Source organism: uncultured Massilia sp., assembly GCF_913773735.1.
Lineage (GTDB): Bacteria > Pseudomonadota > Gammaproteobacteria > Burkholderiales > Burkholderiaceae_D > Telluria.
Genome location: NZ_CAJYEB010000008.1, coordinates 37249 through 59771 on the forward strand (window position 1 = coordinate 37249; position 22523 = coordinate 59771).

General features: G+C 70.1%; 15 protein-coding genes and 2 pseudogenes. 11 read left to right on the forward strand and 6 right to left on the reverse strand.

Annotated features, from left to right (window positions below; all coding sequences use genetic code 11):
- Positions 1 to 25 precede the first annotated feature (25 nt).
- On the forward strand, positions 26 to 2866 hold the full coding sequence (gene ppc / locus QZ749_RS03000) for a phosphoenolpyruvate carboxylase (protein ID WP_296943105.1): 2841 nt from the start codon (positions 26 to 28) through the stop codon (positions 2864 to 2866).
- A 136-nt stretch (positions 2867 to 3002) separates the two neighbouring features.
- On the opposite strand, the gene QZ749_RS03005 is transcribed toward ppc, so the two are convergent.
- From QZ749_RS03005 to QZ749_RS03030, 6 genes and pseudogenes are all read right to left on the reverse strand, one after another.
- A complete protein-coding gene (locus QZ749_RS03005) occupies positions 3003 to 3803 on the reverse strand; it encodes a transporter (RefSeq protein ID WP_296943107.1) in 801 nt (266 codons plus the stop codon).
- A gap of 49 nt (positions 3804 to 3852) precedes the next feature.
- Positions 3853 to 5697 carry a methyl-accepting chemotaxis protein gene (locus QZ749_RS03010; RefSeq protein WP_296943119.1) on the reverse strand — a complete coding sequence of 615 codons (1845 nt, stop codon included), beginning with the start codon at positions 5695 to 5697 and terminating at the stop codon, positions 3853 to 3855.
- Between the two features lie 368 nt (positions 5698 to 6065).
- Complete coding sequence (locus QZ749_RS03015) at positions 6066 to 7436, reverse strand: c-type cytochrome (protein ID WP_373896773.1); 1371 nt, start codon at positions 7434 to 7436, stop codon at positions 6066 to 6068.
- A 13-nt stretch (positions 7437 to 7449) separates the two neighbouring features.
- Positions 7450 to 9225 carry a GMC family oxidoreductase gene (locus QZ749_RS03020; protein ID WP_296943111.1) on the reverse strand — a complete coding sequence of 592 codons (1776 nt, stop codon included), beginning with the start codon at positions 9223 to 9225 and terminating at the stop codon, positions 7450 to 7452.
- A gap of 5 nt (positions 9226 to 9230) precedes the next feature.
- Entirely contained in the window at positions 9231 to 9959 is a 729-nt protein-coding gene (locus QZ749_RS03025; protein ID WP_296943113.1) for a gluconate 2-dehydrogenase subunit 3 family protein, read from the reverse strand.
- Positions 9960 to 10182: 223 nt separating this feature from the next.
- Positions 10183 to 10716, reverse strand: a pseudogene (locus QZ749_RS03030) (IS1595 family transposase); the annotation flags it as partial.
- Positions 10717 to 10793: 77 nt separating this feature from the next.
- Between QZ749_RS03030 and kdpE the strand changes: the two are divergent.
- The 10 genes and pseudogenes from kdpE to QZ749_RS03080 form a co-directional block, all read left to right on the forward strand.
- The gene (kdpE, locus tag QZ749_RS03035) at positions 10794 to 11489 is read left to right on the forward strand and encodes a two-component system response regulator KdpE (RefSeq protein ID WP_295968576.1); all 696 of its coding nucleotides are present in this window, start codon (positions 10794 to 10796) and stop codon (positions 11487 to 11489) included.
- A gap of 243 nt (positions 11490 to 11732) precedes the next feature.
- On the forward strand, positions 11733 to 12992 hold the full coding sequence (locus QZ749_RS03040) for an ABC transporter substrate-binding protein (protein ID WP_295968579.1): 1260 nt from the start codon (positions 11733 to 11735) through the stop codon (positions 12990 to 12992).
- Positions 12993 to 13003: 11 nt separating this feature from the next.
- Positions 13004 to 13903, forward strand: a complete 900-nt coding sequence (locus tag QZ749_RS03045) for a carbohydrate ABC transporter permease (protein WP_373896772.1) — start codon at positions 13004 to 13006, stop codon at positions 13901 to 13903.
- Positions 13900 to 14856: a carbohydrate ABC transporter permease gene (locus tag QZ749_RS03050; protein WP_295968585.1), complete on the forward strand. Its 957-nt coding sequence runs from the start codon at positions 13900 to 13902 to the stop codon at positions 14854 to 14856. The genes QZ749_RS03045 and QZ749_RS03050 overlap by 4 nt, the downstream gene beginning before the upstream one ends.
- Positions 14857 to 14861: 5 nt before the next feature.
- Entirely contained in the window at positions 14862 to 15965 is a 1104-nt protein-coding gene (locus QZ749_RS03055) for an ABC transporter ATP-binding protein (RefSeq protein WP_295968588.1), read from the forward strand.
- A 90-nt stretch (positions 15966 to 16055) separates the two neighbouring features.
- Positions 16056 to 17084 carry a LacI family DNA-binding transcriptional regulator gene (locus QZ749_RS03060; RefSeq protein WP_295968590.1) on the forward strand — a complete coding sequence of 343 codons (1029 nt, stop codon included), beginning with the start codon at positions 16056 to 16058 and terminating at the stop codon, positions 17082 to 17084.
- Between the two features lie 116 nt (positions 17085 to 17200).
- Complete coding sequence (locus QZ749_RS03065; protein WP_295968593.1) at positions 17201 to 18583, forward strand: GH1 family beta-glucosidase; 1383 nt, start codon at positions 17201 to 17203, stop codon at positions 18581 to 18583.
- A 116-nt stretch (positions 18584 to 18699) separates the two neighbouring features.
- Positions 18700 to 21297: a glycoside hydrolase family 3 protein gene (locus tag QZ749_RS03070; protein WP_295968595.1), complete on the forward strand. Its 2598-nt coding sequence runs from the start codon at positions 18700 to 18702 to the stop codon at positions 21295 to 21297.
- The gene (locus QZ749_RS03075; RefSeq protein WP_295968598.1) at positions 21294 to 22298 is read left to right on the forward strand and encodes a glucokinase; all 1005 of its coding nucleotides are present in this window, start codon (positions 21294 to 21296) and stop codon (positions 22296 to 22298) included. The genes QZ749_RS03070 and QZ749_RS03075 overlap by 4 nt, the downstream gene beginning before the upstream one ends.
- A gap of 17 nt (positions 22299 to 22315) precedes the next feature.
- Positions 22316 to 22523: pseudogene (locus QZ749_RS03080) on the forward strand (glucose/galactose MFS transporter); the annotation flags it as partial.

Genomic DNA, 22523 nt, shown 5'->3' on the forward strand with positions numbered 1-22523 from the left:
CCGAACAATTCAACCAGTGGTCACCATGGACAAACCTGCTGCACAAGATCTCCAGGCGCAAGCCCAAGCCCCGATTGCCCCAGCCGCCGACGCCGACAAGGACGCGCCGCTCAAGGAAGACATCCGCCTGCTCGGCCGCCTGCTCGGCGACGTCGTGCGCGACCAGGAAGGCGAGGAGGTCTTCGACGTCGTCGAAACCATCCGCCAGACCGCCGTGCGCTTCCGCCGCGAGGACGACCCGCAGGCCGGCGTCGAACTCACCACCCTGCTGCACAAGCTCACGCGCGAGCAGACCAATTCGGTCGTGCGCGCCTTCTCCTACTTCTCGCACCTGGCCAACATCGCCGAGGACCGCCACCACATCCGCCGCCGCCGCGCCCACCTGCTGGCCGGCGCGAAGCCGAACCGCTCGTCGGTGGCCTACGCGCTGGAGCAGCTCAAGGGCGCCGGCGTCGCCAAGGACACGGTGGAATCCTTTCTCCACGACGCCCTGGTATCGCCGGTGCTGACCGCGCACCCGACCGAAGTCCAGCGCAAGAGCATCCTGGACGCCGAGCACGACATCGCGCGCCTGCTGGCCGAGCGCGACATGCCGCTCACGCCCAAGGAGCGGGCGCGCAACCTGCAACTGCTGCAGGCGCGCATCGCCACGCTGTGGCAGACCCGCATGCTGCGCTACGAAAAGCTGACGGTGGCCGACGAGATCGAGAACGCCCTGTCCTACTACCGCATCACCTTCCTGCGCGAGCTGCCCGCGCTGTACGACGACATCGAGGAAGAGATCGCCGTGCACTACGGCGGCACGCCCGCCGACGCCGCGGCCGCGCTGGGCGACGCCGCCTACGTGCAGATGGGCAGCTGGATCGGCGGCGACCGCGACGGTAACCCGAACGTCAACGCCGACACGATGCAGCGCGCGCTGGTGCGCCACGCCACCACGATCTTCGACTTCTACCTCGACGAAGTGCACGCGCTGGGCGCCGAGCTGTCGACCTCCACGCTGCTGGTGCCGGCCAGCCCCGCGCTGCTGGCGCTGGCCGACGCCTCGCCTGACCACTCGCCGCACCGCAAGGACGAGCCGTACCGGCGCGCCCTGATCGGCATCTACGCGCGCCTGGCCTCGACCGCGCGCGAACTGGGCGCGACGAATATCCTGCGCAAGGAAGTCGGCCACGGCGAACCCTACGGCGACCCGGCCGAATTCCAGGCCGAGCTGCAGATCGTCGACGATTCGCTGGCCGACAACCACGGCGCCATCCTGGCCCTGCCGCGCCTGCACGGCCTGGTGCGCGCCGCGCGCGTGTTCGGCTTCCACCTGGCCTCGCTCGACATGCGTCAGAGCTCGGACGTGCACGAGCGCGTGCTGGCCGAGCTGTTCGCGCGCGCCGGCGTGGAAGACGACTACGCCGGGCTGGACGAGGAGGCCAAGGTCAGGCTGCTGCTGGCCGAACTGGACCAGCCGCGCCTCCTGTACACGCCCTACGCCAGCTACGGCGAGGAGACGGAATCCGAGCTGCAGGTGCTGCGCTGCGCGCGCGAGGTGCGCCGGCGCTACGGCACGCGCGCGATCCGCAACTACATCATCTCGCATACCGAGACCGTGTCCGACCTGCTCGAAGTCCTGCTGCTGCAGAAGGAAACCGGCCTGCTGCGGCCGGCCGCGCAACAGAGCGAGGTGATGGTGATCCCGCTGTTCGAGACCATTCCCGACCTGCAGCGCGCCGCCGGCATCATGGCCGAGTGGATGGCGCTGCCGATCGTCGCCAAGGTCATCGAGCAGCAGGGCCGCCTGCAGGAAGTCATGCTGGGCTACTCGGACTCGAACAAGGACGGCGGCTTCCTGACCTCGAACTGGGAGCTGTACCAGGCCGAGCTCAAGCTGGTGCAGGTGTTCGCCGACGCCAGCGTCAAGCTGCGCCTGTTCCACGGCCGCGGCGGCACGGTCGGCCGCGGCGGCGGCCCGAGCTACGACGCCATCCTGGCCCAGCCGCCGGGCACGGTGAACGGCCAGATCCGCCTGACCGAACAGGGCGAGATCATTTCCTCGAAGTTCAGCAATCCCGAGATCGGCCGGCGCAACCTGGAACTGCTGGTGGCGGCGACGCTCGAAGCGGGCCTGATGCCGCACGGCGCCGACGCCGCCCGCGTCGAGCGCCTGCAGCGCTTCGAGGCCGTGATGGCGGACCTGTCGCAGCGCGCCTACACGGCCTACCGCGACCTGGTGTACGAAACCCCCGGCTTCACCGACTACTTCTTCGCCGCCACGCCGATCGCCGAGATCGCCGAGCTGAACCTCGGTTCGCGCCCGGCCTCGCGCAAGTCGACGCGCCGCATCGAGGACCTGCGCGCCATTCCCTGGGGCTTTTCCTGGGGCCAGTGCCGCCTGCTGCTGACGGGCTGGTACGGCGTCGGCACGGCCCTCGCCGGCTGGCTGGACGACGGCGGCGAGCTGTCCCTGCTGCAGGAAATGGGCCGGGAATGGCCGTTCTTCGCCACGCTGCTGTCGAACATGGACATGGTGATGGCCAAGACCGACCTGCCGATCGCCTCGCGCTATGCCGAGCTGGTGCCGGACGCCGAACTGCGCGAGCGCATCTTCAAGCGCATCGCGGCCGAGCACGCGCAGACGCTGCGCTGCCTGGAGCAGATCACGGGCCACACCGAGCGCCTGGTGAACAACCCGCTGCTGGCGCGCTCGATCCAGAACCGCGTGGCGTACATCGACCCGCTGAACCACCTGCAGGTGGAACTGATCCAGCGCCACCGCGCGCTGTCCGGCGACCCCGACAAGGTCGACGAACGGGTACACCGCGGGATCCACCTGTCGATCAACGGGGTGGCGGCAGGCTTGCGCAATACCGGCTGAAACGCTTCCATAAAGCCGTCGTCCCGGCGCAGGCCGGGACCCAATGCTTCAAGCGCAGCCGCGCAGCATGCAAGCTTGGGCCCCGGCCTGCGCCGGGGCGACGGTGAGGCTGCGCCGGGGCGACGGCGGGCGGCGCTCAACGGCGGATCGACACGCCGAATGCGACGCTCAGGTCCGGCGTCCGCTTGTTCAGTCCATGCGCGACCGACGCGTCGAGCTGGCAATCCTTCGACAACCGGTAGGTGACGCCGCCGTCGACCGCCGCCTGCGTCCCGCCATGTTCCGCGCGCGCCACCTGCGGCGCCGCGACTTCCACGAACCCCTGCCAGCGTTGCGACAATTCCTTGCCGAGCGACAGCGCCAAAAAGCCGTAGCGGTAGCGCGCCCCGCGCTCGTCGTTGTCGGTGCCCACGCCGGGCATCGCCTGCAGGCTCCAGCCGGCGTCGAGGTCCCAGCTCGCCGGCAGGTAGACGGCCGGACGCGCGCCGCGCCCGCGCAGTTCCCGGGTGCCGCTGGGCAGGTCGACCTCGCCCAGCAGCGCCAGCGCCGGCCGCAGGCCCTGCTGCTGCGCCAGGCGCCACTTGACGCCCAGCGCCGTGTCGGCGTAGCCGGTCGTGGTCGTGCGCGCGCCGCTGGCCGGGTCGACGTCGTGGATCACGTCGCGGCCGTCGGTCTCCAGGCGCAGTTCGAGCGCGTCGCCCACGCCGATGCGCAGCAGCGTGGGCGTGGAGACGGCGCGTTCGTGGAGGTCGTCGGCGCGCCGGCGGTCCCATTGCACGCTGGCTTCGAGCTGCAGGCGGCCCTTGCCGACGACGTCGGGCGGATTGGCGAAACCCGGGCGGTCCGGGCTGATGGCGTCGTCGTCAGGCGCCGCCTGGACGGGGGCCGCCGCGCACAGGTGCAGGGCGGCGGCAAGGGAAAGGATCGGGATGCGCATGGCGCCAGTATGCCAAAGGACGGGCATGCCGGTCCACGCGCGCCGCAGCTCAGCGCACGCCGTCCTCGAGGCGGAACGCCGACACCACGTGCGCCAGGCGCGCCGACTGTTCCTGCAGCGCGGTGGCGGCGGCGGCGGCCTGCTCGACCAGCGCGGCGTTCTGGCGCGTGCTGTCGTCCATGTCGCCGACGGCGCGGTTGACGCGCGCGATGCCTTCGCTCTGCGCGCTGCTCGCGGCGGCGATCTCCCCCATCAGGTCGGCCACGCGGCGCACCGAGGCGACGATGTCGGCCATGGTGGCGCCGGCGCCGCCGACCAGGCGGCTGCCCGCCTCGACCTGGCCGACCGAGTCCGAGATCAGTTCCTTGATTTCCTTGGCCGCGGCGGCCGAGCGCTGCGCCAGGTTGCGCACCTCGCTCGCCACCACCGCGAAGCCGCGTCCCTGCTCGCCGGCGCGCGCCGCCTCGACGGCGGCGTTCAGCGCCAGGATATTGGTCTGGAAGGCGATGCCGTCGATCACGCCGATGATGTCGGCGATGCGGTGCGCGGAGGCGTCGATCGCGCCCATCGTCGCCACCACCTCGGCCACCACCTCGCCGCCCTTCTCCGCCTGGCCGCGCGCCGCCAGCGCGAACTGGTTGGCGGTGCGCGCATTGTCGGCGTTCTGGCGCACGGTGCCGGTGAGCTGGGCGATGGTGCCGACGGTCTGCTCCAGGCTGATCGACTGCTGCTCGGTGCGCATCGACAGGTCGTTGTTGCCGGCCGCGATTTCGCCGGACGCGCCGGCGATGGCTTCGGTGCTGCCGCGCACCTCGTGCATGGTACGGTTCAGCGACGACACGAAGCGGTTGAAGGCGTCGGCCAGCGCGCCGACCTCGTCGCGGGTCTCGACCGGCATGCGGCGCGTCAGGTCGCCCTTGCCGTTGGCGATCTCGCCGAGCAGCGCGGCGGCGCGCGCCACCGGGGCGGCGACCGCGCCGCCGACCACCCAGACGATGGCCAGGCCGACGGCGCCGCCGATCAGGGCGGCGACCAGCGCGGCCAGCGTGGCGTCGCGCGCGACGCCGCCCAGGGCCTCGGCCTCCGGCACCTCGGCCACCACGTACAGGTTCAGTTCGGGCACGAAGGACGAGGCCACCAGGCGCTTGCCGTCCGGCGCGGCGTAGCTGGCGTGCACGAAGCGTTCGCCGCCGGACAGCAGCTGCTGCGCCAGCGCCGGCGAAAAGCCCGGCAGGTCCTTGATGAAGTGCTTGCCGTCCGCCAGCGCGGCGTCGCGGTGCACGACGATGCCGCCGTCGCTGCCCACCAGGTAGACATAGCCGGACTGGCCGATCTTGTAGGCGCGCACGCGCTGCGCCATCGACTCGACCGACAGGCCGATGCCGGCCACGCCCGCCTTGCCGGCGGCCGTGTCGAAGCGGGCGTTAATGTAGAGCATGGTGGCGTCGTGGGCGATGTTGTTGGCCACGCGCATGCTGTACGGCTTGCCGCTGGCGAGGAAGCCCCAGAACCAGCCATGGTCGGGCACGTCCTTCTTCATCTCGAGGTTGAAGCCCTTGTCGGTGTAGTACTTGCCGGTGGCGGCCGAGATCCAGAACACGGCGTCGGCCTTGTTCTTGGCCTTGACCTGGTTCGCATAGGTCAGCCAGGCCGGCACGCCGTCGTCCTGGATGCCGGCGTCTTCCCAGGCGTGCAGGAAGGTGTTGTCGGCCACGCCGAGCGAGGCGGCCAGCGGCGCGGCGATCTGGTAGCGGATCTCGTTGCGGATCTCGCCGACGATGGACGGCAGTTCCTGGTCGACGACGCGCTGGCGCAGGCCGCGCCCGGCCAGCACGATGCTGAGCACGACGGACACGGCGAGGAATACCAGCAGGCAGGCGGCCATGCCGGCCATCAGTTTGGTCTTGATCGACGAGTGGCGGAAGGTCTGGAGGAGCACGGTGGAAATCCCGGATAGAGGGCACGGATGACCCGCTCATCATGGATTGATGGTTGCCGGCAGTCAAGCAAATAACAGCTATAACTGCACGCATATAGTCGCTAAAATGCGATTACTGCCGTCATGTAACGGACTTGAAACAAACTTTGTTTTTGAACTGACAAGTTGGATGGGAGGGTGGGCACGGGGTGCCCACCCTACGGACGCCGATGCGCGTTCTGACACGCAGGATGGGGCGGTAGCGCCCGGGCGGGCAGGCGAGGCCGGGGCCGACATGCAGCCGCAGGGTGGGCACCCCGTGCCCACCGTGCGTGCCCGCGCGGTCAGTGCGTGCTCGCCTGGTCCAGCTCCTTGCCGCCGTCCTTCCCGATGGCCTTGCGCACCCTGGCCACGTCTGCCGCACTGGCGCCCCTGGCATGGTTGCCCCAGCTGTTGCGCACGAAGGTCACCAGCTCGGCCGTCTCGTCATCCGACAGGCGCCAGCCGAAGCCCGGCATCGCCAGGTCGGACGGGCGTTCCTGCGTCGACGGCAGGCGGCTGCCGGCCAGGATCAGGCGGATCAGCGAGGTCGGGTCGTCGGCCAGCACCGTCGGGTTGCCGGGCAGCGCCGGGAACGTGATGGCGTTCGACTTGCCGTCGCTGCGGTGGCAGGCGTTGCAGTTGTCCAGGTAGAGCTGGGCGCCGCGGTTGTCGCGGTCGTTGCCGGCCTTGAGCAGGCGCGCCGTGTCGTCGCTGGCCGCGAACGTGGCCTTGCCGCCGCCGTGGGCCGGCAGCCACTTCAGGTAGGTCGCGATCGCCTTCAGGTCGCCGTCGTTCATCCACTGGGTGCTGTGCGCGACGACGTCGTTCATCGGCGCGCCGACCACCGCGTTGCTGCGGTTGCGGCCCGTCCTGAGCGTGTCGACGATGTCCTGCTCGGTCCAGTTGCCCAGGCCGTCGACCTGGTCGCCGCGCAGGTTCGCCGCGCGCCAGCCGTCGATCAGCGGGCCGCCGGCCAGGAATTCCTTGCCGGACTCGTCCAGCGCCAGCTCCTGCTGCGTCGCCGCGCGCGGCGTGTGGCAGGTGCCGCAGTGGCCGGGACCCTGCACCAGGTAGGCGCCGCGCGCCAGCAGTTCTCCCTGGTACTTCGAGACCTGGAACGGCGCCGCGTCGCCTGGCGCGAACTGCTTGCGCCAGATCGCCACCGGCCAGCGGATCGACAGCGGCCAGGCGATCGCGTTGCCGCGGTTGGCCTGATGCACCGGCGCGACGCCGTGCATGAAGTAGGCGTACAGGGCGCGCACGTCCTGGTCGCGCATCTTCGCGTACGACGGGTACGGCATGGCCGGGTACAGCGTGGCGCCATCCTGGCGGATGCCGTGGCGGATCGCGCGGTCGAAGGCGTCGAGCGTGTAGTTGCCGATGCCGGTCGCCTTGTCCGGCGTGATGTTCGTGCTGAACATATTGCCGATCGGGGACTGGATCGCGCGGCCGCCGGCGAAGGACTTGCCGCCCGGCGCCGTGTGGCAGGCCACGCAATCGGCGGTGATCGCGACGTAGCGGCCGGCCTCGACCAGCTGCGCCCGGTCGACGGCGGCGTCGGCCGGGGCGATGGCGCGGGTGGCGGTCGGGGTCAGCGCATAGGCCAGCGCACCGGCGAACACGACGGCGCCGATGGCGACGACGGCGGCGATGGCTTTCTTGGTTGGGGTCATCGTCATGCCGTCCTCATGCTTGCACCAGCGGGCCCGGGGCCTTCAGGTAGCGCTCGCGGATGGCCTTGGCGCACCAGTACGCGAGGCCGCCGACGAGGCCGGTGGGGTTGTAGCCATTGTTCTGCGGGAAGGCGTTGGCGCCCGGCGCGAACACGTTCGACACGTCCCACGACTGCAGGTACTTGTTCAGGGCCGAGGTCTTCGGGTCGGTCCCCATGATCGCGCCGCCGCAGGTGTGGGTCGACTGGTACTGGGTGATGTTGTAGTGCGAGCCGTCCTTCTTGGCATCGCCCTTCATCGCCAGCGGATTCAGGACCCGGGACATCTGCTGGGCCTTGTCGACCAGGTATTGCGAGGCCTTGATCTCGTTGTCATGCCAGTCGAAGGTCATGCGCAGCAGCGGACGGCCGAACGCATCCTTGTAGTTCGGGTCCAGGCTCAGGTAGGCATCGTCGTAGGACATGCACGAACCCTGCACCTCGTAGTAGAACGAGTGGCGGAACGCTTCCTTGACGCCCTTCTTCCAGGCGCTGCCCCAGTTCGGGACGCCCGGCGCGGTGGCGATGCCGCGCACCGGCCCCGCGCCCGGCTGGCGCGCCCAGACGATGCCGCCGCCGATGAAGCCGGACCTGGTCGGGTCGTTCTGCTTGCCGTTCAGGTCGTCGAAGGTGGCGCCGGCGCCGCCGATGCCGATGAACTGGTTGGCCTGCACCGATTCGTCGAAGAACAGGTTGACGCGGTTCAGGTTCTGGTACGAGTAGTTCTTGCCGATGGTGCCGGTCTTGGTCACCGGATCGTACGGGGTGCCGATGCCCGACAGCAGCATCAGGTGCACGTTGATGTACGAGAAGGCGCACAGCAGCACCAGGTCGGCCGGCTGCTCGCACTCGCGGCCCTGGGCGTCCAGGTAGGTGACGCCGGTGGCGGTCTTCTTGTCCTCGGCCAGGTCGACCTTCAGTACCTGCGCATGGGTGCGCATCTCGAAGTTCTTGCGGCCGCGCACGACCGGCCAGACGTTGGCGTTCGGGCTGGCCTTCGAGTAGTTCAGGCAGCCGTAGTCGGAGCAGAAGCCGCAGGCATTGCACGGCCCCATCTGGCAGCCGTAGGGATTGATGTAGGCACGCGAGGCGTTCGAGGCCGGGATCGGATAGGCGTGGTAGCCCATCTCCCGCGCGGCCTTGTAGAACAGTTCCGCGCCCAGGTAGTTCGGGTTGGGCGGCAGCGGGTAGTCGCGCTTGCGCACGCCCTCGAACGGATTGCCGCCCTCGACGATGGTGCCGTTCAGGTTGCCGGCCTTGCCAGAGGTGCCGCACACGTACTCGAAGTGGTCGAGCGACGCTTCCAGCTCGTCGTAGGTGATCGGGAAATCCTGGATCGTCATGTTGGCCGGGATGAACTTCTTGCCGAAGCGCTGCTCCAGGCTGCTGCGCGCCGTGAAGTCTTCCGGCAGCGGACGGAAGTGCGCGCCCGACCAGTGGCTGCCGGCGCCGCCCACGCCGGTACCCGGCTTGAACGATCCCAGCTGGCGATACGGCACCGCGGTGTCGTTCACGCCGTGGCGGATGGTGATCGTTTCCTGCGCCAGCGATTGCAGGTACTTGCGGTGCACCGAGCCCTCGAGCTCGTCGACCACGCGCGGATACGCGAAATCGGGCACGGTGTCGCGGTCCGGGCCGCGTTCCAGGCAGACCACGTTCAGCCCCTGGTCCGTGAGTTCCTTGGCCAGGATCGCGCCGGTCCATCCGGCGCCGACGATCACGGCGTCGACCTTGTTCTTCACGATTGCCATCGTCGTCAGCCCCTTCGTCCTGCGAGATCCACCGGTCCGATCGGATACGGCCTGTCGCGCACCTCGACCCAGTCGAGGTAGTCCCCGCGCATGCCCGGATAGCCGATCATCTTCCATGCGCCCATGCCCTTGTTGCCGCCGTGCTTGGGATCGGAGAAGTAGCCGTTGCGGGTTTCCGTCAGCAGGTTGGCGAAGAAGATCTTCGACGAGATGTCGTCGAACTTCAGCTTGCCGCCTTCGCAATCCTTCAGCAGGGCTTCCTGCCGGGCCTTGTCCAGGTCGGCGAACTTCTTGCCGCCGAAATTCGCCGCGCAGTAGTTGTCGAAAGCCTTGATACCCACCCGCAAGATGTCCTTCAGTGCCAGCTTGCCCTGGTAGCCGAACTCGGCCGGCGCCTCCATGAACGGCCCCTGCAGGTACCAGATGCTGCCGGCCGCGTACGGCGTCTGCATGTGGCGGTCGAGGAATTCCAGGACGCCCAGCTCGACCGCGCCAGGGCCATGCTCGTCGTGCGGGATCAGGCGATCCACCGCATTGGTCAGGAAGCGCCATTCGTCGGCGGTGAAATAACCGGGGGTATAGGCGTCGGGCTTGCCTTCGGGCGCCGCGGTGGCGGCCGCGTCCGCGGACTTCAGGCCGCCGTGCAGGGCGCCGGCGGCGCCGACGCCCATCGGCACGAACATCAGGCTCTTGATGAGACGCCGGCGCTGCGGGGATTGCTGGTCGTCAGACATGGTATGCGCTTTATGTCAATAAAGAAGGCCCGCAGGAAACGCTGGGCAGCGAACGGGAATTGTAACGTGCAGGGCCGGATGCCTCCGGGGGGTGTCCGGCAGGGATACAAAACCGTAACAAATATGTTTTTCAATTCAGCAACAAATGCGTAGCACGACGCATTGCCGATTCTCGCCGATCCGCACGAACGACAGCACACGCGAAAAAAGGGCGCTATTCGCGTTAATTCGGTTTCCTGTCCAGCTGCTTGCCGAACTGGACCGCTGCCCGCAAGAGCAGCGCCGGCGTCGTCAGCCGTTTGTCGTCCAGCACCCGCTGCCACCCCGAGTAGTCGATCAGGTAGCGGCTGGCCACGCCGCGAAAGCGCAGCAGCCAGGTCTTGAAGCGGCTGTGCCAGCCGTTCACGTTCTGCAGGTGGATCGCGCCGCGCGTGCGGATGCCCGCCCGCAGGTTGACCGCTTCGTGCGTGATGCCCGCCCTGGCGGCAAAGGTCTTGTAGGCTTGCGCCGCATCGCTGACCAGCAGGACGTCGGGCGCCAGCACGGGCCGCAGGCAATGCTCCAGCTGCGCCGCCGTCACGGGCCCGCGCCCGGTATGGAAATCGAGCGTTTGTCCGCTGCGGTCGCGCGCTACCAGCAGGCATGCATGGTCGCGGTTGATGCCGCGGCGCCTGGCGACGCCGCCGCGCTTGCGCGCTGGGCGGTCCAGCGTGCGCGATCCCTTTTGCGATTCGAGCAGGTAGGTTTCGTCCGCCTCGAACAGCGCCTTTTTATACCGCTTTTACGCGCGATGCCTTACCATCGCGCCATGCCCAAGAGAGTCGCGCGTCATCCATGAACATCGAGCCCGCCCCGGTCGCCCTCATCGTCGAGGACGAGCCGCAGATCCGCCGTTTCGTGCGCATGGCGCTGGAAGGCGAGGGCTGGCAGGTGCACCAGTCCGAAAACCTCAGGCGCGGCCTGATCGACGCCGGCACGCGCACGCCCGACCTGATCGTGCTCGACCTCGGCCTGCCGGACGGCGACGGCGTCGACCTGATCCGCCAGGTGCGCACCTGGAGCCAGGTGCCCATCATCGTGCTGTCGGCGCGCGTCGACGAGGGCGACAAGATCCAGGCGCTGGACGCCGGCGCCGACGACTACCTGACCAAGCCCTTCGGCATCGGCGAACTGCTGGCGCGCGTGCGCGCGGCGCTGCGGCGGCGCCACCAGGCGGTCGGGCAGCCGTCGGCACGGATCGCGTTCGGCGACGTCGCCGTCGACCTGCAGCTGCGCCGGGTCGAGCGCGGCGGCAAGCCGGTGCGCCTGACGCCCACCGAATACCGGCTGCTGGCCGTGCTGGCGGCGAACCTGGGGCGCGTGGTGACGGCGCCGCAGCTGCTGCGCGAGGTGTGGGGACCGGCCAACCGCGACAACGGCCACTACGTGCGCATCTACATGGGGCATCTGCGCCAGAAGCTCGAGGACGACCCGGCGCAGCCCCGCCACCTGCTGACCGAGACGGCGGTGGGATACCGCCTGCAGCCGTGAGCCGGCCGGCACGCAAGGGCGGTGTTGTTATATGACCAGCATACGCCCGTCGATGGCGTGCACGAATGAAACATTTCGCCACATGCCGCCCGGTTTATAGGACAATCCACGTCATATTTTCTGTTTGACACTAAATTCGGCCCGGTGCTATAGTCCGGCCAAAAGTCATGGTAACGTTTCCACCGACGTTGCCGCAAATGACGGCCGAAGGACCGCCATCGATGGCGGCCGAATGGAGACACGATGTACGGGATCCGCAAGATTGCGTCCGGCATGCTGCTGGGCGTGGGGCTGTGGGCGTCCGCGATGCCGGGCGCGCACGTCGTGCCCCGAACCGCCAGCGCCCAGGCCGAGGTGGTCCACTGGTGGACGTCGGGCGGGGAGTCGGCCGCCATCAAGCAGGTGGCGCAGGCCTACCGCGACGCCGGCGGCGCCTGGATCGACAGCGCCATCGCGGGCGGCGACCAGTCGCGCGCCGTCACCGTCAACCGCATCATCGGCGGCAAGCCGCCCACCGCCGCCCAGTTCAACACTTCCAAGCAGTTCCTCGACATCATCGAGGAAGACATGCTCAATCCCGTCGACGAGATCGCGCGCCGCGACGACTGGGACCGCGTGCTGCCGCAGCCGATCATCGAGGCCATCAAGGTCGACGGCCATTACTACGCGGTGCCGATGAACATCCACATGCAGACGTGGATCTGGTATTCGCGCGCCGCCTTCGCCCGCGCCGGCATCGAGCGCGAGCCGGCCACGATGGACGAGCTGTTCGCGGCGCTGGATCGCCTGAAGGCCGCCGGCATCGTGCCGCTGGCCCACGGCGGCCAGGCCTGGCAGGAAACCATCCTGTTCTCGATGGTGCTGGCGAACATGGGCGGGCGCGACCTCTACCTGCGGGTGCTGCGCGACCGCGACCAGCGCGCGATCCGTTCGCCCGCGTTCCTTGACGTGCTGCAGGCCTACAAGCGCCTGCGCGGCTACGTCGACGCGGCCGCGCCGGGCCGCAACTGGAACGACGCCACCGCGATGGTGATCGCCGGGCGCGCCGGCATCCAGATCATGGGCGACTGGGCCAAGGGCGAGTTCACGGCCGCCGGCCAGCGCCCGGGGCACGAGTTCGGCTGCCTGCCGGGCCTGGGCCCGGACAGTCCCTACCTGATCCAGGGCGACGTGTTCGTGTTCCCCAAGACCGACCGGCCGGAGGCGCTGCGCGCCCAGAAGCTGATGGCCGACGTGGTCGAGCGCCCGGCCGTGCAGGTGGCCTTCAACCGGCTGAAAGGCTCGATCCCGGTGCGCGTGGATGCCGACGAAAGCGCGTTCGACGCCTGCGCGCGAAAGGGCATGGCGATCCTGCGCGACCGCGCGCGCCCGGTGGGCGTGGCCGAGGTCTACCTGACGCCGGACCAGAACGGCGCCCTGCAGGACGTGCTGACCGCCTACTGGAACACGGCCATGCCCGTGGAGCGCGCGCGCGACAGCATCGCCTCGGCGCTGAAGTACTGAACGGCCCGCCGATGACGACCCGCACCCATCCCCGGCCGGCGCCACGCTTGACGCCCGGCCTCATGCCCCGGCTTGCGCTGCTGCCGATGGCGCTGGTGGCGCTGGGCGGCTACGTCGGTGCGGCGTGCTGGACGCTGTGGATCTCGCTGACCGGTTCGCGCACCTTCCCCAGCGGCAGCTTCATCGGCCTGGCGCAGTACCAGCGCCTGTTCGACAACGAGCGCTGGATGCTCTCGCTGCACAACCTCGCCGTGTACGGCGTGCTGTTCGTGCTGGCCTGCGTGGTGCTCGGCTCCCTGCTCGCCGTCTTCATCGACCAGGACGTGCGCGGCGAGGGCGCGCTGCGCACCATCTTCCTGTATCCGTACGCGATGTCCTTCGTGGCCACGGGACTGGTCTGGCAATGGCTGCTGACGCCGGGCGACGGCATCGACGGCGTCCTGCGCGCGCTCGGCGGGGACGGCCTGCGGCTCGACTGGATCGTGTCGCAGGACTTGGCGATCGTCGCCGTCGTGCTGGCCACCGTCTGGCAGGCATCGGGCCTGGTGATGGCGCTGGTGCTGGCCGGCCTGCGCGGCATCGACACGGAGATCTGGAAGGCGGCGCGCCTGGACGGCATTCCGCCCTGGCGCGTCTACCTGCAGATCGTCGCGCCGATGCTGTGGCCCACGTTCGCGACCGTGCTGCTGCTGCTCGCCACCGCGGTGGCCAAGCTGTACGACGCCGTCGTCGCCATGACCCAGGGCGGCCCGGGCATCGCCAGCGAGGTGCCGGCCAAGTTCATCATGGACCACCTGTTCCTGCGCTCGAACGTGGGCCTGGCCTCGGCCGGCGCCGTCGTGCTGCTGCTGCCGGTGCTGGCGCTGCTGGCGCCGTATGCCTATGCGCGCGGCCGCAAGGAGGGCGCATGACCCGCCCGAGTATCGCCCGGCGCGCGTCGCCGCTGCCGCCCGTGCCGCCGCTCCAGGCCAGCCGGGGGGCGCGGCGCGCGCGCGGTAGGGGCGCCGCGCCGCGCCGGTGGAACCCGGCGCGCATCGGCATCTATGCCTTCCTGTTGTGCGCGGCGCTGTTCTTCCTGCTGCCGCTGTACGTGATGATCGTCACCTCGCTCAAGCCCATGGACGAGATCCGCCAGGGCGGGATCTTCGCGCTGCCGCTGGCGCCGACCTTCGCGCCGTGGCGCCAGGCCTGGAGCGGCGCCTGCACGGGCGCGGCCTGCGAGGGCATCCGCACCGGCTTCGCCAATTCCATCGCCATCGCGGTCCCGTCGACGATCCTGCCGATCCTGCTGGGCGCGATCAACGGCTACGCGCTCTCGTTCTGGCGCCCGCGCGGCGCCGACGCGCTGTTCGCGATCCTGCTGGCCGGCGCCTTCGTGCCGGTGCAGGTGATGATCTATCCGCTGGTGCGCGTGCTGGCGCTGGCCGGCATCTTCGGCTCGCTGCCCGCCATCGTGCTGGTGCACGTGGTGTTCGGCCTGCCGGTGATGACGCTGCTGTTCCGCAACTACTACCGCAACGTGCCGCAGGAACTGTTCCACGCCGCGCGCATCGACGGCGGCGGCTTCTGGCGCATCTTCCTGCACGTGATGTTGCCGATGTCGCTGCCGGTCGTGGTGGTCGCCGCGATCATGCAGGTGACCGGCGTGTGGAACGACTACATCCTGGGCCTGGTGTTCGCCGGGCGCGACAACCTGCCGATGACGGTCCAGTTGAACAACGTGATCAATACTACCACCGGCACGCGCCTGTACAACGTCAACATGGCGGCGACGATCCTGACCGCGCTGCTGCCGCTGGCGCTGTACTTCGCGTCGGGCCGCTGGTTCGTGCGCGGCATCGCCGCCGGCGCCGTGAAAGGATGAGCCGGATGGCCAACGTGACCCTGCGCGGACTGCACATCGCCCTGGGCGGCAGGTCGATCATCCGCGACCTCGACCTGCACGTCGAGCCGGGCGAGTTCCTGGTGCTGCTGGGGCCTTCGGGCTGCGGCAAGTCGACGCTGCTGCACAGCATCGCCGGCCTGGTCGAGACCAGCGCCGGCAGCGTCGAGATCGGCGGGCGCGACATGACCGGGGCCGACCCCAGCGAACGCGGGATCGGCATGGTGTTCCAGTCGTACGCGCTGTATCCGACCATGACGGTGGAGGCGAACATGTCGTTCGGCCTGCGCATCGCCGGCATGCCGAAGGACGAGATCCGCCGGCGCGTGCGCGCGACCGCCGACATGCTGCAGCTCGATGCGCTGCTGGGGCGCAAGCCCGGCCAGCTGTCCGGCGGCCAGCGCCAGCGCGTGGCGATCGGCCGCGCCCTGGTGCGCGAGGCCGACGTGCTGCTGTTCGACGAGCCGCTGTCGAACCTGGACGCCAAGCTGCGCGCCGAGCTGCGGCGCGAACTGAAGCTGCTGCACCACCGCCTGGGCGCGACCATGATCTACGTGACCCACGACCAGGTCGAGGCGATGACGCTGGCCACCCGCATCGTCGTCATGCGCGGCGGCGAGATCCAGCAGGTCGGCGCGCCGCTGGACGTGTACGAGCGGCCCGCGAACCGCTTCGTCGCCGGCTTCCTGGGCGCGCCCGCGATGAGCTTCGTCGACGGCGCGCTGGACGAGCGCGGCGGCTTCGCGGCGCACGGGCTGGCCGTGCCGCCGCCGGACGGCGCGCCGGCCCGCCGTCCGGGCGCCGCCGTGCTGGGCGTGCGCGCCGAGCACGTGCGCCTGGCGTCCATCGACGAGGAGGGCGCCCAGCGCGGCACGGTGGCGCTGGTCGAGCCGATGGGCAGCCACCAGGTGGTGTGGATACGCTGCGGCGCCGCGGCCGAAGGTGCCGCGGCAGAAGGCGCGGCAACGCTGGCGGCGCTGGTGCACGATCCGCGCGCGGCGGCAGGGCTGGCGCCGGGCGCGCCGGTCGGCTTCGCGGTCGACGCGGCGCGTGCGTCGCTGTTCGATCCGCAGTCGGGCGAACGCTTGTAAGTCGGTGCAAAGAATGGTGCGGAGGGCGGCATGCCTGCGGTATGCTTCGGTTGGGCGGCGCGGCCGCAAGGATGAAATGAGGATCGATCAGTGGCAACCATCAAGGACGTAGCGAAGCTGGCCGGCGTCGGCCTGGGAACCGCATCGCGCGTGGTCAGCGGCAAGGGCTCGGTGTCGCCGGCCACGCTGGCGCGCGTGCGCAAGGCGATCGACGAGCTGGGCTTCCGGCCGTCGCACGCCGCGCGCGCGCTGCTGTCCGGCAGCAGCCGCATGGTCGGGGTCTACATCCCGGTCCTGTCCGGCACCTTCTACACGCCGATCCTGCAGATCATCGACACCGAGCTGCGCGCCGCCGGCGTGCACATGGTGCTGGCGTTCGGCGTGGGCCTGGGTGACGAGCGGCGCCAGGCCATCGAGGGCGTCGAGTTCCTGATCGAGCGCGGCTGCGACGGCCTGGTGGTCATGACCAGCGCGCTGCTCGAGGAAGACGTGGCCGCGCTGGGCATGAAGGCCGGGCAGCTGGTCGCGCTGAACCACAGCTTCGCCTCGATCCCCGACCAGTGCTTCACGGTCGACCATGCGCTCGGCGGCCGCCTGGCGGCGCGCGCGCTGCTCGACCACAAGCACCGCAAGATCGCCGTCATCGAGGGGCCGCGCCGCCTCGCCGACAACGTCGCGCGCGTCGACGGCTTCATGGCCGAGATGGCCGAGCAGGGCATCGACACGGCCAGGGTCTGGCGCATGGAAAGCGATTTCTCGCCGGCCGGCGGCTGGGCCGCGGCCAAGCAGATGCTCGATTCGGGCCAGGGCTGCACCGCGCTGTTCTGCGCCAACGACGAGATGGCGGTGGGCGCGCTGTCGTATTTCCAGGAAGCGGGCATCCGCGTGCCGCACGACCTGTCCGTGATCGGCTACGACGACACCCCCAGCGCGGCGTTCTCGGCGCCGCGCCTGACGTCCGTGCACATGCCCTGGCGCGAGATGACGCAGAACGGCGTGAACGCGCTGCTCAACCTGTGCTACGACCTGCGCCGCACGGTCACGCGCGAATTCCCGGTGAGCGTGACGCTGCGCGCCTCGCTCGCCACCGCGACCGGAGGCCGACGCAAGGCCGCCTGAGCGCACGCGCGCCGCCGGCCGCACGGGCGTGCAGCGATGCGCGCTTTTTTTGGATTTTGAACTGGAAAGCTTTCCAATCCTGCCGATCCCTTTTTACCGATAGCGACGACAACACCATGAGCCTACCCGCCGCCATTCCGATGCCCCCGGCCGCCGACGATCCGGCGCCGCGCCGCAGCGACTTCGCCGCCGACTTCCTGTGGGGCTGCGCCACCTCGTCCTACCAGATCGAGGGCGCCGGCGCCGTCGACGGCCGGGTCGAATCGATCTGGGACCGCTTCGCCGCCACGCCGGGACGCATCCGCGACGGCTCCAGCGGCGCGGTCGCCTGCGACCATTACCACCGCTGGCCGCAGGACCTCGACCTCGGCCGGGACATGGGCCTGAACGCCTACCGCTTCTCGATCGCCTGGCCGCGCATCTTTGCCGGCGTCGGCGCCAGGCCCAACGAGAAGGGCCTGGATTTCTATTCACGCCTGGTGGATGGCATGCTGGAACGCGGCCTGCAGCCCTGGGCCACGCTGTACCACTGGGACCTGCCGCAGTACCTGCAGGACCGCGGCGGCTGGAACGAGCGCGCCACCGTCGACGCCTTCGTCGAACTGGCCGACGCCGTCACGCGCCGCCTGGGCGACCGCGTCAAGCACTGGATCACCCACAACGAGCCGTGGTGCACGGCGATCATCGGCAACTACGAGGGCTGGCACGCCCCGGGCCTGACCGACCTGAAGACCGCGCTGCAGGTATGCCACCACGTGCTGCTCTCGCACGGCCGCGCGGTGCCGGTCATCCGCGCCAACGTGCCGGACGCCCAGGTCGGCCTGGCGCTGAGCCTGCACCCGCTGCGCGCCGCCAGCGAACGCCCGGAAGACCACGCCGCCATGCAGCGCCACGACGGCCTGCGCTACCGCTGGTTCCTCGACCCGCTGTACGGCCGCGGCTACCCGCAGGCGACCTGGGACCTGGTGGGGCACAGCGCGCCGCACGTCGAGGCGGGCGACCTGGAGGCCATCGCCGCGCCGACCGACTTCCTCGGCGTGAACTACTATTTTCCCGAGGTGGTCGCCGACGACCCGGCGCACCAGCCGTTCCGCACCCGCGTGCTGGCGCCGACCTCCGGCGAGATCACGGCGATGGGCTGGCCGGTCGAGCCGCGCGGCCTGGCCGAACTGCTCGAACGGGTGCACCGCGACTACGCGCCCGGGCCGATGTACGTGACCGAGAACGGTTCCAGCTACGAGGACACGGTGGCGCCGGACGGCGCCGTCCACGACGCGGCGCGCAAGCGCTACCTGCAGCGCCACCTGGCGGCGCTGCGCGCGGCGGCCGCCGCCGGCGTGCCGCTCAAGGGCTACTTCGCCTGGAGCCTGCTCGACAACTTCGAATGGGCCGAGGGCTACCAGCGCCGCTTCGGCCTGGTCCACATCGACTATGCGACCCAGGAACGGCGCCTGAAGGACAGCGGCAGGTGGTACGGCGCCTTCCTGCACGGCGACTGAGCCGCGGTGCGCCGGCGCATGGTGACGATTGACAGCGCGGCGCTTTCCCGTCACTATGCCGGGGATGGATTGGAATCGTTTCCAATGCCGCTAAAAACAAGATTGGAGACACGCGAATGACTGATACCCGCATCGCCACGCGCCGCCGCACGCTGGCGCTGGCCGTGGCCCTGAGCCTGCCGCTGGCCGCGCAGCTCGCCGCCGCACCCGCGCTGGCGCAGGGCGCCGCCGTCGGCATCCCCGGCAGCGCGCCGAAGATCGACGCCTGGCCGCGCATCGCCAGCGCCATCGCCAGGGACCCGGCGCTGGAAGCGCGCGTCGCCGCCATCGTCCAGGGCATGACGCTGGAGCAGAAGGTCGGCCAGATGACCCAGGCCGAGATCAAGGCCGTCACGCCGGACGAGGTGCGCAAGTACTACCTGGGCTCCGTGCTCAACGGCGGCGGCAGCTGGCCGGACAACGACAAGCACGCGCCGGCGGCCGCCTGGCTGGCCGTCGCGCAGGCCTTCCACGACGCCTCGATGTCGACCGACATGAAGGTGCGCATCCCGGTGATCTGGGGCACCGACGCCGTCCACGGCCACAACAACGTGTACGGCGCCACCATGTTCCCGCACAATATCGGCCTGGGCGCAGCGCGCGACCCGCAGCTGGTCGAGGCGATCGCCGCGGCGACCGGCAAGGCCGTGCGCGCGACCGGCATCGCCTGGGCGTTCGGCCCGACGGTGGCGGTGGTGCGCGACGACCGCTGGGGCCGCACCTACGAGAGCTTCTCGGAAGACCCGCAGCTGGTGCACGACTACGCCGGCGTCTACGTGCGCGGCATGCAGGGCGCGTTCAAGGACCAGGCCAACGTGGTCGCCAGCATCAAGCACCTGATGGCCGACGGCGGCACCGAGAACGGCGTGAACACGGGCGTGTCCAAGGCCACCGAGCGCGAAATGATGAACATCCACGCGCCCGGCTACTTCAGCGGCCTGCAGGCGGGCGCGCAGACGGTCATGGTGTCCTTCAACAGCTGGGTCGACCCGGAGACCGGCCGCGACCACGGCAAGCTGCACGGCAGCCATCGCCTGATGACGGAAATCCTCAAGGAGCGGATGGGCTTCGACGGCTTCGTCGTGACCGACTACAACGGCATCGGCGAGGTCAAGGGCTGCACCAACGACCACTGCCCGCAGGCGATCAACGCCGGCGTCGACATGGTGATGGTGCCGAACGACTGGAAGGCGTTCATCGCCAACACGATCGACGACGTCAAGGCGGGCCGCATCCCGATGGCGCGCATCGACGACGCGGTGGCGCGCATCGTGCGCGTGAAGCTGCGCGCCGGCCTGTTCGAGCAGTCGCCGTCGCGCAATGCCTACGCCGGCAAGGACGAGGCGCTGCAGGCGCGCGAGCTGGGACGGCGCGCCGTGCGCGAATCGCTGGTGCTGCTGAAGAACGAGGGGCCGGCGCTGCCGCTGGCGCCGGGCAAGCGCATCCTGCTGGTGGGACGCGGCGCCGACAGCATGTCGCTGCAGACCGGCGGCTGGTCGCTGACCTGGCAGGGCACCGCCAACACCAATGCCGATTTCCCGCAGGCCGACACCATCCTGGCCGGCCTGAAGGCGGCCGGCGCCGACGTCACCTACAGCATCGACGGCAAGGGCGTGGACCCGGCGAAATTCGACGCCGTGGTCGCCGTGGTCGGCGAGGCGCCGTATGCGGAGGGCGACGGCGACATCGGCCCGTCCGGCACGCTGCGCCACTCGAGCCGCTATCCGGACGACCTGACCGTGCTGCAGGCCGTGCACGGCAAGGGCAGGCCGGTCGTCACCGTGTTCCTGTCGGGCCGTCCGCTGTGGGTCAACGACCTGATGAACCTGTCCGACACCTTCATCGCCGCCTGGCTGCCCGGCACCGAAGGCAAGGGCGTGTCCGACCTGCTGGTCGCCGGCAAGGACGGCAAGGCGTACGACTTCACCGGCAAGCTGTCGTTCTCGTGGCCGAAGGGCGTGTGCCAGACCCCGCTGAACGTCGGCGACAAGGGCTATGCGCCGCTGTTCGCCTGGGGCTACGGCCTCGGACGCGGCGAGCGCTCGCAGCTCGGCAAGCTGGACACCGCCTACCAGGCCGGCGGCTGCAGCGCGTCGAACACCTGGCCGATCTACGGCCAGGCCGACCGCGCCAGCTTCCCGCTGCGCTTGCGCAGCGGCGCCGCCGTGCGCGAGCTGGGCCAGGACCTGAACGCGACCGCCACGCTGCCGGGCATCGCGGCCGCCGTCGCCCAGGTCAACACTCAGCAGGATGCGCGCCTGGTCACCTGGACCGGCCCGGCCAGCTTCGAGGCCCACGGCGCCAGGCCGCTGGCCCTGCCGGCCGCGCTGGCCAAGGGCGGCGCGCTGCGCTTCGACACGCTGGTGCAGACGGCGCCGGCCGGCAAGGTCACCATCGCCATGGCGTGCGGACCGCGCGCCTGCGGCGCGCCGCTCGACGCCACCGCGCTGTTCGCGCGCCTGGCCGGCAAGGGCCGCCAGTCGGTGAGCATCCCGCTGGCCTGCTTCACGGCCCGGGGCGTGGACCTGGCGAAGGTGACGACGCCGTTCAGCGTGACGAGCGGCGGCGCCTTCGCCGCCGCCTTCGCCGGCATCGACGTGCAGGGCGCCGCCCCGCAGGCCGCCGCGCCGAACGCCGCGCCGGCCGTCAGCGTCGCCTGCGAGGAACTGCGATGAGCGCGACGGGCACGCAGGCCGCCGGGGCGCTGCGGCTGCTCGCCGACATCGGCGGCACCAATGCCCGCTTCGCGCTGCAGGAAGCGCCAGGCGGGCGGGGCGGACGCATCGTCGACGTCGAAGTGCTGGCCTGCCGCGCGTACGAGACCATCGGCGCGGCGATCGCCGGCTACCTGGCGCAGGCGGCCGGGCGCGGCCTGGCCAGCGGGGGCGTGCGCGCCGCCGCGCTGGCGATCGCCAATCCGGTCGAGGGCGACGTGGTCGCGATGACCAACCACCACTGGCGCTTTTCGATCGAGGCGCTGCGCCACGAGCGCGGCCTGGACACGCTGCTGGTGGTGAACGACTTCGCCGCGCTGGCGATGGCGCTGCCGCACCTGGACGACGACGGCCGCGAACGCGTGGGCGACGGCGCCTTCGCGGGCGCGCCGGGGCGTCCGCTCGGCCTGATCGGCCCTGGCACGGGCCTTGGCGTGTCCGGCGTGGTACCCTGCGACGGGCGCTGGATCGCGCTGCCGGGCGAGGGCGGGCACGCCAGCTTCGCGCCCGTCACGCGCCAGGAGATCCGCATCCTCGAAGCGCTGTGGGAAGAGCTGGGCCAGGACGAGGGCCACGTGTCGGCCGAGCGCCTGCTCTCGGGCATGGGGCTGGCGTCGATCCACCGCGCGCTGTGGGGCCAGGCCCTGGCGGCGCCGGACATCACGGCGCGCGCGCTGGACGGCAGCTGCCGCGCCTGCCGCGACACGGTGGAAGCGTTCTGCGCGGTACTGGGCAGCGTGGCCGGCAACGTCGCGCTGACGCTGGGCGCGACCGGCGGCATGTACATCGGCGGCGGCATCGTGCCGCGCCTGGGCCGCCTGCTGCACGCGTCGAGCTTCCGCCATCGCTTCGAGGACAAGGGGCGCCTGCGCGGCTACCTGGAACGGATCCCGACCTGGGTGGTCACCGAACCCTATCCGGCATTGCGCGGCGTGGCCGCGCTGCTGGACGCCCGACAATGACAATTTCTGGAGACAGCATGGCACAATCCGCACCGGCACGGCCGCTCGCCGCGACGCCGAATACCGGCAACAACACCTTTCCGCTGACCGTCGTCACGATCCTGTTCTTCATGTGGGGCCTGCTGACCTCGCTGAACGACGTCCTGATCCCGCACCTGAAGTCCGTCTACACGCTGAACTACGTGCAGGCGATGCTGGTGCAGTTCTGCTTCTTCGGCGCCTACT